Genomic DNA, 15,280 nt, shown 5'->3' with positions numbered 1-15,280 from the left:
GCGGCCACGCCCGACCCGGTCACCTGAGCGAATACGCTCGCGACGTGAGCGGTGACGACCAGCGGCTGAGCCGGCGGGGCAGCTTCGACGAGGACCCGGACAACTACCAAACGGCCCGGCCGGGACACCCGCCGCGGGTGTACGAGGTGCTTGCCGAGCGCGGGCTGCGAACGGGTGCGCGCGTCCTGGAGATCGGACCTGGAACCGGGCAGATGACCCGTCCCCTCGTGGACGCCTGCACGTCGGTGCTGGCGGTGGAACTCGGTGGCCGGCTGGTGGCCCGGCTGCGAACGAACCTGACCGGCCAGGACGTGACCGTCGTCGAGGGCGACTTCACCACCGTGCCGTTACCCGACGACACCTTCGACCTGGCGGTCTGCGCCACCGCCTTCCCGAGGGACGGTAGCTGTGGTGTGCATGCGGTATAGGACGGCTGTCATGCGCGCGATGGCGGGGTGGCGGGGATGGACACGGCGGTGATCGGCGATGGTCCGGGCGAGGAGTTGCTGCGCCGGTTCCTGGCGGCCGTGTTCGTACAGGACGACGGCGAGGGTGGCTTGGGTGGCGAGGGTCGGTAGTGCGTAGGGTCCGTCGGCCTGGGTGTGGTGGCGGATGAGGTCGCTGTAGCAGTCGGCGGCGGCGGTGAGGTTCCCGGCGGCGCGGTGGGTGGCGGCCAGGACGCGCAGGGCGGCGCGGACTTCCGGGTTGGTGGGGTCTCGGAGGAGGTGGCGCAGGCTGCGGTGTCCCCACTGGGCCCAGGGGAGCGCGGCGGCTGAATCGCCGTTGGTGAGGGTGAGGGCGGCCAGAAGCGCGGCGGCGCGGGCGGTCGCGGTGTCCAGGGCGAGCCGGCTGTTGGTGGGGTCGATGTGCAGGAGCCCGCTGCGCAGGACGTCGATGGCACGCTCGGGCTTGTTGTCGGCGGCGTGGCGCTGGGCTAGGTGTAGACGCTGGGCCATGGCCATCATCGGGCCGGTGACCTGTAGGGAGACGGCTCTCCAGGTGATGTGCAGGTCTGTGCCGGTCGCGCCGACGGTGACGCGTTGGATAGGGCCGAGCGCGTAGGAGGCGGCCTGGGTCGTCTTGCCGGGTGGGACGAGGTGTGGGGTGCGGTGCAGGATCACCGCAGCGACGGCGTCGCGGATCTCGTCGGCCGGCACCGGTGTGCGCCCGCAGGACGGCGCGCACAGGTATGCCCTGCCGCTGCCGGGCAGCTGGATGAGGATCATGGATCGCGCGCAGGTGTGGCAGGCCAGGAGGCCGGGTGGGACGGGCGCGGCCTGCACGGCGCGGGCCCGCGAGACCCATTCCTCAACCGTCGCGGGCGACAGGTGGTGGCTGCGGGCAACGTCCCGGGGCGCTTGGTGCAGGCCGTGGACGGCGGCTTGTTCGATGGTCGCGGCGACGACCTCGGCGACGAAGGCGGGTGTCCACGCGGGGATGGCTGTCGTCCGCGTCGGCATCGGCGTTCCTTCCTTGGGGTTCATGGTTGCGTTCAGACGGTGGGAGCGGCGCCGGGTTTGTGAATTTCGTAATGATCCGCAGACGGTGCATGTGAGCGGAGGGTGTGGCCGGCGACGACAGTGGGGGGCTGTCGTCGCCGGCCACGTCGGTCGCCGCTGCCCTCCCTCTACGGGCGGGCGACCGGCTTGGACGCACCGATGTGGGCCCGACGCAGAGGGTGGGCGACGACGCGGGGCGGCGACAGAGAGGGGCGGTGCTAGCCGGTAGCCGGACCTGGCTACCGAAACCCAGGGCCTAGCGTTGGGCGTCGGACTGGGCGCGGGCCGCGGCGGTGACGGGTGCCGGCCTGGCGGTGTTCAGAGGCCAGGAGCTGCGGTTCGGGTGAGGGTTGCGGCGCATCGGGGCGAGGACCGGCCCGTCGGGCAGGGTGAGCGCGGGTCTCGGGAGGTAGCCGTGCCCGCGGTACAGGTCCTGGCTGTCGGGCGCGATTTCGGTCCACGAGGGCATGTCGATGCGGTCGACGCGGCTTTCATGGTGGGTGAGCACCGCCGCGCCGATACCGCGCCGCTGGGCGGCGGGAAGAACGGCGAGAACTGCCAGGTGGTAGTGAGGTTCGGTGGGTCGGACCTTGGTGAGTAGTTGGTCGAGGAGTTCGAACTGCCGCGCGTGCGGGCCGGCGGCGTAAGTCAGTCGGCTGTGGTAGTTCGACGGTGGCGGGATGCTGCGGTAGCGGTGAAACCCCATCGCCGCGGCGCTCAGGTCGTCGGTGATCTGGATGTCGCCGAAGAACATGGCGTGTTCCACCCAGATGACCGCCACGTCGGTGAGGATCCGCCGCCGGCAGGTCGGGTCGGGTACCAGCCACTGGGCGAGCGGGCCGGAATGCAGGGCGTCGGCGATCAGCGCGGCGACCGGTTCCTTGTCCGCCCACCGGGCGGCACGGATACGCGGAATGACGTCCATGGGATGCCTCCAAGGGCAGCGGGTGGGTGGGGCGGGCTTACCGGTAGGTGGCGGTGGCGAGGTCACCGACGGCGGCGTCGACGGCGGCGGTGATGTCGCGTACCTGCCGGTGGTGCTGCGCGGCGATGGTGCGCAGTTGCACGGTGAGGGCGGCGGTGTCGTCGGCGAGGTACAGGTGGTTGGTCAGGCCGAGGGTCGCGACGAGGCCGCCGAGGGCGGCGGTGTGGTTGTCGGGCTGGTCACGGCCGGCGGCGATGTAGTGCAGCCGGGCGCGGGCGACGACCGGCCACTTGAGGTCCGTGGGCAGGTAGCGGTCGGTGCGGGCGAGCCCGCCGAGGCGGCGGCGCACGTCGTGGCGCAGGATCCCGCCGGCGTGCAGGCCGGCGCGGGTGCGGTCGTACAGGTCGGCGGCGAACCCGCGCAGCCACCCCCGCAGCGGCGGGGCCGGATGGGCGTAGCGGATCGATGCCAGGGCGGTGTCGGCGATCAGATCACCGACCGGGCGGTCCAGGTGCAGCCACAGCCGCTGCTCCCCGCCCGGCCCGGTGTCATCGGTGGTGTCGAGGGCGATCCGCCCGGCGAGGAACAGGTCGATGAGAACCGCACCAGCCAGGCCGAGGGCGAGGGCTTGGCGGTGGATGTGCGGCTGGCCGGTGTCGTCGTCGTGGCCCAGCAGGAACAACTCGTCCCGCAAAGGCAACTGCGGGATGGACGAGGTCATCTCGATTCCGTCCCCTACCGCGGCCCGCTGGCGTGCTGCCGCAGGCGGGCGTGCACCCCGGCGTAGGCGGCCTGCGGCTGCGGAAGCAGCAGCTTGTCGACGGCGGCGAGGATCGTGTAGTTCGGGTCGCAGACGTTGCCGATCGGCGCCCGTCCCGCCTGCGACACCAGCTGGTAGGCGTCGAGCTGCTCCAGGCCGGTGAGGTCACCCACCCAGCCGACCAGGTCGCGGTGCGCGATCCGGTAGGCGTCCTCCAGCGGGCGGGCACAGCCGACCGACATGATCGACGTGTCGGTCTCGAGGCGGGGCCACACCGTCGGGACGCCTTTGATGACCTCGATGATCAGGGTGGTGGTTGTGGCGATCTCCACCCCGACGCCGCAGGCCTCACCTTCGCCCTGGCGGGCGTGGCCGTCGCCGAGGGCGAGCATCGCCCCGTGCACATTCACGCCCAGGTACAGGGTGGTGCCGGCGCGCAGCTCCGGTGTGTCGAGGTTCCCGCCATGGCTGTCGGGCACGATGGTCGAACGCGCCTCGAAACCGCCCGGGGCCACCCCGATAGTGCCGATCATCGGGTCCAATGGCAGGTCAACCGTGTGATCGCTGTCGGTGGCGTGGAAGCGGACCGTGCCGGCCTGCTGGTCGATGTCGTACACCCACACCCGCTCCTCGAGAGGCGGCTGCAGGGTCGCCGTGTGCGAGGTGGAGGTCAGTGCCCCGAAGTGCGGGAACGTCGAGGAGACTCCCCAGTCGCGGGCCGGAACGATCGAGGCGAGGTGAACGGCGAGGGTGTCACCTGGCTCGGCGTCCTCGACGAAGAATGGCCCGCACACGGGGTTCAGGTACGGCATGCGGCACACCTGCGACGGCAGGTCCGCCGGGCCGCGGACGAGCCCGCCGAAGCAGTCCTCGGTGTGCACCTGAAGCACGTCGCCGGAGCGGACGTGGGCCACCGGCATCCGGCCACCGAAGGTGTAGGCCAGCTCGTCGCGGGCGGGCCGGTAGGTGATCGTGTCCATGGTCGCTACACCCGCCCGACGTGGCGGGCCTGCGGCTGCGCGGGCGCAAGGCCCGACAGGGCGGGCCGGCGGCCGGACAGGTACAGGCCGGCGAGTACGACCATGCCGAGGGCGAGCCAGGCCAGGCCGAGGCGCTGCGCGGCGATGTTCGCGTTGACCACCACGTAGGTGAGGATCGCGAAGCCGATACCGGGCATGACGAGGTGTGCCCACCAGTTGCGGCTGCGCTGGCGGATGAGGTGGTGCACGACGACGGAGACGTGCAGGACCAGGAACGCGACCATCGCCCCGAAGTTGATCAGCGACGACAGCAGCGTGATCCCGTCGACGCGGGTCGCCATGAACAGGCCCAGCGCGAGGGACACGGCGCCGGTGAGCAGGGTGGCGTTGATCGGCACGTTCCGGCGGATCGACACCTTCGCCAGGAAGCCGGGCAGTTGCCGGTCGCGGGCCATCGCGTACAGCAGCCGGGACGTGGCGACCTGCGCGACCATCGAGTTCGGCAGGCCCCACGCGATGGCTGTCGCGACCGCGCACAACGTTGCCAGCCAGCCTCCGCCAGCCACCTGCGCCGCGTCGTAGAAGGCGGTGCCGATTGGATCACCGTCACTGAGCAGCGAGGCTGGCTCGGCGACGAGCATCGCGGCCAGCCAGGTCTGGGCGATGAACAGCACGCCGGCCAAGACGAGGACGGCGGCCATCGCCCGGCCGATCTGCCGGGAACCGCCCTTGGTCTCCTCGGCCAGCATGCTGATCCCGTCGAAGCCGAGGAAGGACAGCACCGCGATCGACACCGCCCCCGCGACGAGCGACCACGTGAAGGTGTCGGCGTTGTAGAACGCATCCCAACTGAACCGGCCCCTGCCCGAGGCGAGGGCCCAACCGGCGACGGCGAGGAAGATCGCCAGGACGATCAGCTCGCCGACGAGCATCACCCGGGTCACCATCGCGGTCATCCGGATCCCCACCGAGTTGACGACCGTGTTGACCGCGACGAACCCGAGCAACCACAGCCACACCGGCACCGCGGGCACGGTGGAGTGCATCGCCACCGACGCCACCAGGTACAGCAGGCCCGGTACGAGGACGTAGTCGAGCAGGATCACCCAGCCAGCCAGGAACCCGACCGGCGCGCTGATACCTCGGCCCGCGTAGTTGTAGACACTGCCGGACATGGGGAACGCCTTGACCATCTGCGCGTACGAGAACGCGGTGAACACCAGCGCGACCACACCGACCGCGTACGCCAGGGCCACCATCCCGCCGGAACCGGCGTACACGCTGCCGAAGATCGCCATCGGCGCGATCGGCACCATGTACACCAGGCCGTAGGCCAAGAGGTCCCGGAAGCGCAACCTCCGAGCCAACTCCTGGCGATAGCCGTAACGGGCCAAGTCGTTCTGTTCAAACATTCGATGCCCTCCTCCTGCATCGGCACTGGATGAGGGCGCATGCGGAGGATTGCCTCTCGTAACTCACGCGCCCTACGTGTGCCTGCGCCCCGGTGATCCGTTCTGCACCCCTGGCAGCGCAGGACGAATGAACGATTACGTGATCACGGCAGGTGGGACAGCCCACGGTGAGGGGCCACCGTGGGACCCCACCGTGAGGTGTCCCGGTCAACACCCTCAACGCCAGAGTTGACATCGGTATCCGTCGAATCGATGTCGGCGGCCGAGCGTGGGGAGGTGGGACCGGTGCGTGTGTCAGCGATGACGTCGGACCCGGCGCCGTGGGAGTGGGAGTTCGACTGGCACCTGACGAACCGCTGCAACTTCTTCTGCGAGTACTGCCATCCGCAGATTCGTCACGTGTTGAACAAGAAGCACCTGAACGAGCCTGACGCCGACCTGGTGGTGCGGCGCTTCGAGGATCTCGACCGCACGAGTCTCGTGCACATGTCGGGCGGAGAGCCGTTCCTGTTTCCCGGGTTCGTCGAACTTTGCGCCGGGCTGACCCGCCGCAACTGGATCAGCATCAACACCAACCTGGCGTCGCCCGAGCTGGTCACCCGCTTCGCCAACGAGGTGGACCCGACGCGGGTGGCGAAGATCGTGGCGGCCCTGCACGTACCGGAGCGGGAACGCCTCGGGTTGCCGATGACGGAGTACGCCGAGTCGTTCCGGATCCTGCGCGGGGCCGGCTTCGACGTGGTGGCACTCTACGTGCTCTTCCCGCCGCTGCTCCCGCGACTACGCGACGACTTGGCGTCGCTGGCGGCTCTCGGGGTGGATCCGCTGCGGGCCAAGGTGTTCAAGGGCGTCTACGACGGTCGCCGGTACCCCGAGGCGTACACCGACGCGGAGCGTGAGCTGATCCTGGAGAAGTCCGGCGAGTACACCTTCAACCGGCCGTACCTCGACGGGATGCTCGCCTTCCGCGGCCAGCCCTGCACGGCGGGGATGACCTCCTTCAAGGTGACCGTGACCGGTGAGGTCCGGCGGTGTGCTTCTGTGCCGACCAGCTACGGGAACCTCTACGACGGGACCTTCCGGCCCGCCTCCGCACCGGAGCCGTGCCCGGCGAAGCGTGTCCTGGTCCTGTCGCAGTGCATGGCGTACCTCGTCGATCCGCCACAGCCCGCGTCCGCCGCCGCTGCCCCGTCGCGTTCGTGAGGAGAGGAGAAAGCGCCATGCAGGTCATCACCAGCCTCGGAGCGGTACACCCCGACCAGTCACCGTTCGATGTCGCGGAGCGCAAGGGCATCGGCCACCCTGACAGCCTCGCGGACCTGGTCGCCGACAGCTTCTCCCGCCGCTACTCCGCAACCTGCCGGGAGCGCTTCGGTGCGGTGCCGAACCACTGGGTGGACAAGGTGACGCTGGTGGGCGCGGCCGCCGACGTTCGCTTCGGTGGGTACGACATCCGCAAGCCGGTCGACTGCTACCTCTTCGGCAAGGTCACGGAGCGGATCGACGGCAACGATGTATCCGTCGCCAAACTGTTCGACGACACGGTCCGCGCTGTTCTCACCAGTACGTTGGACGACCCGGCAATCCTTGGGCACCTGCGCATTCACGTGAACAACACCGCCGGCACCGGGGTCGATCACGACAGGGAGTTCTACCAGCCTCGGACGGCTGCCGGGATCACGAAGGTACTCGCCAGTGAGGCCGTCGCCAACGACACCGTCGTGTGCGCCGGGACGAGCCTTCGTGGCATCGCGGCGCGGACGGCGGTCCGACTGGAGACGCTGCTGACCGGCGCCACCTTCCGAACCCGCTACCAGACCGGCACCGACGTCAAAGTCATGGTGGTCCGCGACCGTGGCCAACTGGACGTGACCGCGGCAGTGCCCTTCCATCCCGCCAGCGTTCACGGCTGGTCGGAGTATCGGACGGCGCTGGACGCCATCCGCGACGAGATCGAGGGTGAGCTCAAGCGGGTGCTCGACGAGACACCGACGGCAACTGGGGCACGGCTGTCGCTGAACACCAAGGACGTGCCCGGTCGTGGCTACCTCGCACCCTTCGGCACCTCACTGGGCAAGGGAGACTGTGGCGCTGTCGGACGGGGCAACCGGTACAACGGGGCGATCGAGCCCCTTCGTCCGGCGAGCGGCGAGGCGCCCGCAGGCAAGAACCCGCTTCACCACGTCGGGAAGATCTACACGGCCGTAGCCGACGAACTGGCACGACGCATCATGGCCGAGCTCGGGACGTACGCCGAGGTGCTCATCGCGGCACGCAACGGCGGCCAGTTGGACGATCCGGCGTACGTGCTCATCCGGTCCGAGGCGCCCATCGGGGCCGCTGGCGAGGCACTCGCTCGGGCAGCGATGCGGACGGCGCCTGGATACATCCAGCGGTTCCTGGAGACCGACCCGGTGAGTCGCTTCCGCGTGCAGGAGCCGTGCTGATGCCGCCGGCGTTGGACGAGGTTCATCTCCGTCATCTCCGCGAGCTGTGCGCCCGCCCGGCCATGATCGATGACGAAGGCCTCCGCCTCGGAGGCACGTACGTGATGTTCTTCGCCGAGTCCGCCCTGATGGCTGAGCACGCCGCCGCGCTACTCGGAGACCAACACGGAGCCCACGTGCTGGAAATCGGCCTTGGCCTGGGCGTCTTCGCCCAGCAGATCGCGCCGCTGCGACCCGCCAGTTACACCGCCGTCGAACCCCATCCGGCGGTCGTGGACCTGGTCGCGCCGAGAGTCCACGAGTACCTGTCATGTCCCGTCACGGTTGTCGTAGAACCATGGCAGGTGCTCGATCTTGAGCCGGAGAGCATCGACGCGATCATGTACGACACCTGGCCGCCCGACGGGCACGCCGACGCCGATTTCGCCAGTTTCGTGGAACGGGTAGCGATCCCTGTCCTGCGGCCCGGAGGCCGCTTCAGCTTCTTCCACAGCGGCACCGAGTTGCCCGAAGCGCGCGCCGAAGTGCTGGACCACTTCCTCCCGGGCTGGAGCGCAACGAAGGTAACCATCCCTGCGAATCAACTGCCGAGCGGCTGGACGAAGCCGACGGGTGACTTCCTCGTGCCGTGCGCCCGGAAAGGGGTCCAATGATGCGAGTGACCGGCGACGACCTCCGGCACCGCTTCCGCCAGGACGGCTACCTCGCCATCGAGGGATTCCTGGAGCGCGAGACGTTGTCCCAGCTGCGCGCCGCCGCCGACCTGGCATTCGAGCAGATCATCAGCCAGACCGAGTCGCTGCGGACGGCGCATCCTCGTCTCACCTGGTGGCGCCTGCCGGACGGCCGACCGTACGTCTTCAAGATCAAACCTGTCGTCGATCTCGCACCGGCCTTCGCGGGTATGGCGGCGAGCGAAGATATCGGATTCCTCGCCTCGTCGATGCTCTCCGCCAAGGCGACGCTGATGGAGGACAAGGTCACTTACAAGGCGGCACTCGCCGACCCCGCCGGTTGGGCCGACCTGCCGGTTCTCGGCGAGGACGTCCGCAAACACTCCGACGCCTCGTACTTCGCGGCGCGCGGCTACGACCGGGTGATCACGGTGGCGCTGTGTCTCGACGACTGCGCCGCAGCCGCAGGGGCGCTGCAGGTCTGGCCCGGCAGTCACCGACGCCCTGTGCGACACGAGCCGACACCGAACCAGGGGCCGGTCGTCCCGGACGATGACGCGCCCGACGATCAGGCGGTGACGCTGGAGGCATCAGCGGGATCACTGCTGGCCTGGGATGCCGCGCTCGTGCACGCCAGCGGGCCGAACAGCACCGACAGACCGCGGCGACTGCTGGTTCTCGGTTACTCGGCGAGCGGCTCATGACCGCCGCACCGAATCCGCCGGACCGAGCGACCATCAGCGCCTTCGACCCGCCGTACACCCAACCGCACCCGTACTTCGGTCAGTGGGGCGAGGACCGCTGGCTCGTCGAACACCTGGCCGTTCCGGCGCGTGGCGTCTTCGTCGATGTCGGGGCAGGCGACGGGGTTCGGGGTAGCAACACCCTCTACTTCGAGAGGCGAGGATGGACGGGGTTGTGCGTCGATCCTGATCCGCGGAACCGCGCGTCCCTGACGAGACGCCACTGCGTGGTACGCCACTGCGCCATCTCTAACACCGCCGGCGAGCAGACCTTCAGCCAGTACGACGCCAAGCCCTCCTGGTCCGGCCTGGGTGACCGGGGCCAGGGCTACACCGTGGGCACCGCTCCCTGCCTCCGGCTCGGAGACCTGCTCCACGACCTCGGAATCGAGCGGGTCGACCTCCTGAACATCGATGTCGAAGGCACAGAGCTGGACGTCTGGTCGTCCTTCGACCCGGCCGAGCACTGCCCGGGGATCGTCATCATCGAGTACGACTCCCGAGACCCTGACCGCAGTGAGGAGCGGATCATCCGCGCTCTCGGGGCTGATCGCTTCGAGCTCATACATCGAACTCCAGCCAACCTCGTCCTGCGAGGGCTGGATCCGGTGAGCCAGCGACGGTGGCGCCATGCGAGATGAGGATCTCCTCGAAGCGCTCGCCACCGCGATCCGGCCAAAGGTGACCGGTGAGAGTGCGGTGGTCTTCTGCTCCCACAGCGCGGACGAGCCGCACTGGCGAAATCTGCTGGCGGCTGCGGGCGCGGCCGACGTCCTGGTCCTGGCCTTCGACGGCAATCTCCTCGCCTCCTTGCCCAGCCCGCCCGGCACCCGCAGCGCAGCCCAACTGCTCGCGGACCGGCACGCTCTCCTCGCCACCCTCGCGACGGACTCACCGCTGAGCGCACTCGTGGATCGTTTCGATCCCGACAGGCGAGCAGCACTTTTCGTCACCGACCCTCTGAACCCGCCGGTGACAGGCAGCCGGCCGCGCATCGGCATCAAGCACCCGAGCTGGAGCCTCTTCGAACACAAGAGCGTGGTGGATGTGCTGTGGGACTCGATCGGCCTGCCGCGCGCCGAATCAGTGGTGTACGACGAGCCAGGATCGCTGTGGCAGCCTGTCCTCCCGCCGGGGACCGAAATCGTCTCCGCGGGGCAGACGTGCAGGGCCGAGCCCTCGGCCGGCGGTGGAGACATCCGATGGTCGAGCGCGGGCACATCCAGCCCGCGGGCGGAGTCGGCAGGGCGACGGCGGATCCGCGTCATGCCGATGCTCCCCGGCGTGCCCTGCCGCCTGCACGGATTGGTGCTCGTCGAGTCGACTGTCGCGTTCACCCCACTGGAGCTTCTCGTACCGCGGCGGCCCGCCGACGGGACCTTCCTCTGCGCGGGCACCGCACCCATGCCCGTGGCCCGACAGCGAGGCCTGATCGAGCTGACCCGGTGGACGGGCGAGGCCCTGCGCCGCCGGCTGGGCTACCGCGGCGGTTTCTCCGTCGACGGAATCCTCACCCGGAGCGGGTTCCGCCCCACCGACCTCAACACCAGGGTGACCTCGGCCTTCGAGGCCGCACCGCCACCTCTGCGGGTCCGCGTCCACGCGAGCGCGCTCCTCGCCAGGGAGGGCCTGCGCGGCGTCGACGCGGCCGGACCCGGGCTGACGGAGAGCGTGCATCGCGCCCTGAACGACACCACCGACCTCAACCTGCTCGCGATGATCGGGCAACCGGTCCCGTTGGCGAGGCGACACGTTCGCTGGCGCGATCGCGGGCTTGAAGCGTGCCGGCCCGACGAGGCGCACGGCTCGATCGAGGTCATCAACGGACCGCGGGGGACCGCTCTTCGGGCTCAACTCGCGCGGAAGCACCTGCCCGTGGGCATCTCGCAGCAGGAGAGCGTCGTGGTAGCTCTCCGAATGGCTGACGAACTCCTCGGCACCGGAATCGGCGACCTGCAACCGCCACCCGTAGGGAGCGGCGCCGCCCCCACTCAGAGAAGCGGCACCACCTAGACCCTACGAGAGCCGGTCGATCGCACTCCTGATCCTCGCGGCAGTACGGCTCCGACCGAGCACCTCCAACGACTCGAACAGGGGCAGCCCGACGGTACGGCCGGTCACGGCAACCCGGACCGGCGCCTGCGCCTTACCCAGCTTCAGCCCGCGAACTGCCCCCAACTTCTCGACCGTGCGCTTGAGCGACTCGGCATCCCACTCCACCTCTTCGAAAGCGGTAGCCACCTCGGTGAGTAGCGCCAGAGCCTCCCCGGTCATGGCCTTCTTCCAAGCCGCCTCGTCGATCGACGGGATCGGCAGGAACAGGAAATCGACCATGGCGACGATCTCGCTGAGCACCGCGACCCGGGTCTGCGCCAAGGGTGCGACAGCGGCGAAGGCGACGTCATCGTAGTCCTCAGCCCGCCACGGGGCGTACTCACCGCGCAGCCACGGCTGACAAGCCGAGATGAACTGCTCTGTGCTCAACGCGCGGATGTAGTCGCCGTTGAAGGCCCGCAGCTTCTTGACGTCGAAGAACGCCGGCGACGGATTGACGTCGGCCATCCGGAACTCCGTCACGATGTCGTCCCAGGGGACGATCTCCCGGTCACCGGAGGGGGCCCAGCCGAGCAGCATCAGGTAGTTGCGCATCGCATCGGGCAGGTACCCCTCGGCGCGGAAGTCCTCCAGCGCGACCCGATCCCGGCGCTTGGACAGTTTCTGCCGCTTCTCGTTGACCAGGATCGGCGCGTGGGCCCACACCGGCGGTTCGTGCCCGAGCGCCACCCACAACAACTGCTGCTTGGGCGTGTTCGGCAGGTGCTCCTCGGCGCGAATGACATGGGTAATGCCCATGACCATGTCGTCGACGACATTCGCGAGGAGGAACACCGGGGAGCCGTCACCACGTGCGATGACGAAATCCTCGATCGTGGCGTTGTCGAACGTGGGCTCGCCGCGCACCAGATCCCGCACGACTGTCTGACCTTCGTCCGGCGTCCGGAACCGCACCGCGCTGCCAGGGGTCGCGGCCAGCCCGCGGTCGCGGCAGTAACCGTCGTACCCCTTGTGTTCGCTGCCGGTTCGCTCCACGACCTGCGTACGCACGCAGTCGCAGTAGTAGGCCTGACCTGCCGCGAGCAGCTTCGCGATGGCGTCGCGATGGTGCTGGACATAGGCGGACTGGAACAGGGGGCCCTCGTACTCATCGGGGCCGGCGCCGAGCCACGCCATGGCGTCGATGATGCCCTGCACCCACTCCGGCTTACTGCGTTCGGCGTCCGTGTCCTCGATCCGCAGCACCATCGTGCCGCCGGACTGCTTGGCCAGCACCCAGTTGTAAAGCAGCGAGCGGGCATTACCCACGTGGAACATGCCTGTCGGCGATGGGGCAAATCGAACGCGGACCGGGGAGTTTGGCGATGCCATGCACGCAGCGTACCGATTCGAGGCGGTCGCTTAACCGCATATCCCGGGCCGAATTTCCGCGTCCGGGCGCGCCAGGGTGGAGCGCCGTCTGTCTTCCGGTCAGAGAATCTGCCAGCGACGCAGCTCGGTGCCATTCTCGTTGCGAAGGCCGTCAAGCCGGCGATGCACCTCGGAGGCTGCCGACGTGCCGGGCCGGGACTTGCGCGCGTTGGTGGCAATCATCTGGAGTTCACGCAATCGGCAGAGCTCTTCGAAGCCCGACCAGGTGGTGGCGTCCCAGCCGTAGCTGGCGGTGAAGTCCGCGAAGGCCTGCCGGCCGCCACCGAATCGCCGACAGTGAACCGCGACGGTGGCGATGTCCCACTCTCGCGGCCCGATCGCGATACCGTCCCAGTCAGCCAGCACCGGGGTACCGTCGAACCGTCGTAGAGCGTTGCGGGTCTGGGGGTCGGACTGGATCAGGCTGTCTCCCAGCGGGAACGCCATCGACGACCAGGCCGCTTTGAGATCCTCGAGCCGGTTCAGCAACAGGTCGCGGTCCAGATCGTCGATGAGGTGGGCGTTGTCCACGGATCTGCGGACGCTCTCGGCTGGTTGAAGCCTTGGCAGCTCCACCGGCGGCATCGGAAAGCCGTGCAGTTCCCGCAGGAGTTGCCCGAGCTCTGCAGTGGTGACGGGGTTGTCGTCCGCCGGGTCCAAACGCTGCCACACCGTGACGGCGTGCCCGTCGACCACGAGCGGTTGAGCCGGCACCTGGGAGCACAGACCCACGGTCGGGAAGCCTTTGGCCGACAGCCAGTCAACGACCGCCACCACCGTCCGTGAGCGGTCGAGTCCGAACTCCAGCGGAGCGATCTTGACTACTACGTCGCCCACGGCGTACACAGCGTTCGTGTGATGCCGGAGCAACTGCGCGTCGGCAGCAGAGCAGCCCAATCCCCGACACACCTCGGCGAGCATCGGACGCGTTCGTGCCTCGACGAACATGTGGCCCCTAGGGTTCGCGCACAGCAGTTCCGGCTGCCAGCGTACGGCTCCGCTCGCGGCACGCCCGCACGTACTCCGCCAGCTCCACCACCTCCCTGCCCTGTGCGGGTTGCGGAATCGCTGATACGACCTCAGCCGCCTTGGACAGGACGATCTCCGTGCGCTGCAGCTCGGGCAGCCCGGAGACGGCGGCGCAGGCGGCCACTGCCGCCTCCGCGAATCGAAGGTCGCGCACGAGGCAGAGGGCACGGTCCAGGGCGATAAGGGCAGGATCAATCGGCACCCTCGGCCTGGGACCGTACAAGCTCAGAGCTTCGTCCTGGATCCGGTACGCCTCTTTCGTATCGCCAAGCCATGTCCTTGCCCCGGACAGGTAGAACAGCAGCCGCTTCGCGGGAAAGCGGAACGCTGCGTCGCTGTCGTCGTCCCCTGCCTCGTCGAACATGCGGTGCGCCTGCTCGATCCCCGCTCTCGCCTGGTCAGCCGCCCCGAGGCGGGCCAACGCCCTTGCACGTCCGGCGGCTGCCAGTGCGCCGGACGGCGACGCCGAAGTCGTGATGGCGAGCGCTTGATCCGCCATCGCCACCGTCTGGTGCGGGTCACCGAAGTAGTAGGGCAGCATCGCCGCCTGGGCGCGCGCCAACACCTGGAGCCGCGGGTCCGCGCTGTCGTCCGCGGCGTGGATCGCCGTCCGGTACCACAACCGCGCTTCACTGGCGTTACCCAGTCGCATGAGCGCGTCGGCACACATCGTCGCCAGTAGAGCTGCGGCGCCCGACAGGCGGGCCTGAACCGTCGCGGGTTGCCGCCGGCGCGACAGGACCTGCACCTCGGCACACTCACCCGCGAGTCTCGACAGCATGACGGTCGGGGCCGCAGAGGGATAGACCCGCATGTGCTCGCTCGTCGACTCTTCAACCAACTCAAGGTGCCGAGGCGACACGGTGGAGGACGAGAGTGCCTCGTCCAGCTCCGCGCGCAGGCGAGCGAGACCGCCCACGTCAGCGGATGGACGCTCACCCATCAGCTGGGGTGAATGCGGGACGCCCTTGGGTACCTGCGCGCGTAATGACCGAACCTCTCGAACGGCTGGCACGTCCTGCTCACGGCCGAGACCCATGGCAGCCCGCGGGATGTTCAGACCGAGGGCGATCCGCTCCAACACCTCGTAGGCCGTAACCTGCCGCGCCCCCTTGGCGATTTCGGCGGCGCGGTTGGCGGAGACATCGACCAGAGCGGCGATCGCCCCGTAGGACACACCGCGAGCGTGCAGGAACCTGAAGATCACCGCGACATCGCGCTTCCCCAGGAACTGCCTGATCGGCCGCCCCTCCCAGGTGCCCGACGTCCACCAAGCCGGGTCGATCCGGGCGACCATAATCACCTCCAGCGTCTGATGCGCTGCCGACAAGCACCCCGCCGTGATG

The 15,280-nt window shown here is 69.0% G+C and carries 15 protein-coding genes; 7 read left to right on the top strand and 8 right to left on the bottom strand.

The genetic code is table 11. From position 1 onward, the window contains the following. The first annotated feature begins 44 nt into the window (after positions 1-44). Positions 45-428: a methyltransferase domain-containing protein gene (locus O7604_RS06390; protein WP_281579110.1), complete on the top strand. Its 384-nt coding sequence runs from the start codon at positions 45-47 to the stop codon at positions 426-428. Here the strand turns inward: O7604_RS06390 and O7604_RS06385 are convergent. The 5 genes from O7604_RS06385 to O7604_RS06365 all read right to left on the bottom strand — a co-directional run bounded on the left by O7604_RS06385 (position 348) and on the right by O7604_RS06365 (position 5,576). Then, a complete protein-coding gene (locus tag O7604_RS06385; RefSeq protein WP_281579109.1) occupies positions 348-1,484 on the bottom strand; it encodes a tetratricopeptide repeat protein in 1,137 nt (378 codons plus the stop codon). The two genes, O7604_RS06390 and O7604_RS06385, sit on opposite strands and share 81 nt — an antisense overlap. 271 nt (positions 1,485-1,755) lie before the next feature. Beyond that, positions 1,756-2,424 (bottom strand): GNAT family N-acetyltransferase, encoded by a 669-nt coding sequence (locus O7604_RS06380; protein ID WP_281579108.1) that lies wholly within the window; start codon positions 2,422-2,424, stop codon positions 1,756-1,758. A 37-nt stretch (positions 2,425-2,461) separates the two neighbouring features. Then, a complete protein-coding gene (locus tag O7604_RS06375; protein ID WP_209959900.1) occupies positions 2,462-3,145 on the bottom strand; it encodes a GPP34 family phosphoprotein in 684 nt (227 codons plus the stop codon). A 14-nt stretch (positions 3,146-3,159) separates the two neighbouring features. Continuing rightward, positions 3,160-4,164 carry an acetamidase/formamidase family protein gene (locus O7604_RS06370; protein WP_281579107.1) on the bottom strand — a complete coding sequence of 335 codons (1,005 nt, stop codon included), beginning with the start codon at positions 4,162-4,164 and terminating at the stop codon, positions 3,160-3,162. Between the two features lie 5 nt (positions 4,165-4,169). Beyond that, positions 4,170-5,576 carry an APC family permease gene (locus O7604_RS06365; protein WP_281579106.1) on the bottom strand — a complete coding sequence of 469 codons (1,407 nt, stop codon included), beginning with the start codon at positions 5,574-5,576 and terminating at the stop codon, positions 4,170-4,172. 285 nt (positions 5,577-5,861) lie between these two features. Here O7604_RS06365 and O7604_RS06360 point away from each other — a divergent pair, with 285 nt between their 5' ends. From O7604_RS06360 to O7604_RS06335, 6 genes are read left to right on the top strand one after another with little or no spacing between them, the layout of a single operon-like run. Next, positions 5,862-6,779, top strand: a complete 918-nt coding sequence (locus O7604_RS06360; RefSeq protein ID WP_281579105.1) for a radical SAM protein — start codon at positions 5,862-5,864, stop codon at positions 6,777-6,779. Between the two features lie 17 nt (positions 6,780-6,796). After that, a complete protein-coding gene (locus O7604_RS06355; protein WP_104115139.1) occupies positions 6,797-8,023 on the top strand; it encodes a methionine adenosyltransferase in 1,227 nt (408 codons plus the stop codon). Next, entirely contained in the window at positions 8,023-8,676 is a 654-nt protein-coding gene (locus O7604_RS06350; protein ID WP_281579104.1) for a class I SAM-dependent methyltransferase, read from the top strand. Before O7604_RS06355 ends, O7604_RS06350 begins: the two co-directional genes overlap by 1 nt. A 5-nt stretch (positions 8,677-8,681) precedes the next feature. Next, positions 8,682-9,401, top strand: a complete 720-nt coding sequence (locus O7604_RS06345) for a phytanoyl-CoA dioxygenase family protein (RefSeq protein WP_281579103.1) — start codon at positions 8,682-8,684, stop codon at positions 9,399-9,401. Beyond that, positions 9,398-10,081, top strand: a complete 684-nt coding sequence (locus O7604_RS06340; RefSeq protein WP_281579102.1) for an FkbM family methyltransferase — start codon at positions 9,398-9,400, stop codon at positions 10,079-10,081. Before O7604_RS06345 ends, O7604_RS06340 begins: the two co-directional genes overlap by 4 nt. After that, positions 10,071-11,453, top strand: coding sequence for a hypothetical protein (locus O7604_RS06335; RefSeq protein ID WP_281579101.1), 1,383 nt, complete (start codon positions 10,071-10,073; stop codon positions 11,451-11,453). The genes O7604_RS06340 and O7604_RS06335 overlap by 11 nt, the downstream gene beginning before the upstream one ends. Positions 11,454-11,456: 3 nt before the next feature. Here O7604_RS06335 and gltX read toward each other — a convergent pair whose 3' ends face one another. The 3 genes from gltX to O7604_RS06320 form a co-directional block, all read right to left on the bottom strand. Next, positions 11,457-12,866 (bottom strand): glutamate--tRNA ligase, encoded by a 1,410-nt coding sequence (gltX, locus tag O7604_RS06330; protein ID WP_281579100.1) that lies wholly within the window; start codon positions 12,864-12,866, stop codon positions 11,457-11,459. Positions 12,867-12,965: 99 nt separating this feature from the next. Then, positions 12,966-13,853 carry a phosphotransferase gene (locus O7604_RS06325; protein WP_281579099.1) on the bottom strand — a complete coding sequence of 296 codons (888 nt, stop codon included), beginning with the start codon at positions 13,851-13,853 and terminating at the stop codon, positions 12,966-12,968. Positions 13,854-13,860: 7 nt separating this feature from the next. Further along, complete coding sequence (locus tag O7604_RS06320; RefSeq protein ID WP_281579098.1) at positions 13,861-15,264, bottom strand: hypothetical protein; 1,404 nt, start codon at positions 15,262-15,264, stop codon at positions 13,861-13,863. Between the last annotated feature and the right edge of the window lie 16 nt (positions 15,265-15,280).

Source organism: Micromonospora sp. WMMA1947 (assembly GCF_027497355.1).
Taxonomy (GTDB): domain Bacteria; phylum Actinomycetota; class Actinomycetes; order Mycobacteriales; family Micromonosporaceae; genus Micromonospora.
The sequence above is the reverse complement of the archived record's forward strand: the minus strand, read 5'-3'. Positions and strand labels throughout refer to the sequence as shown.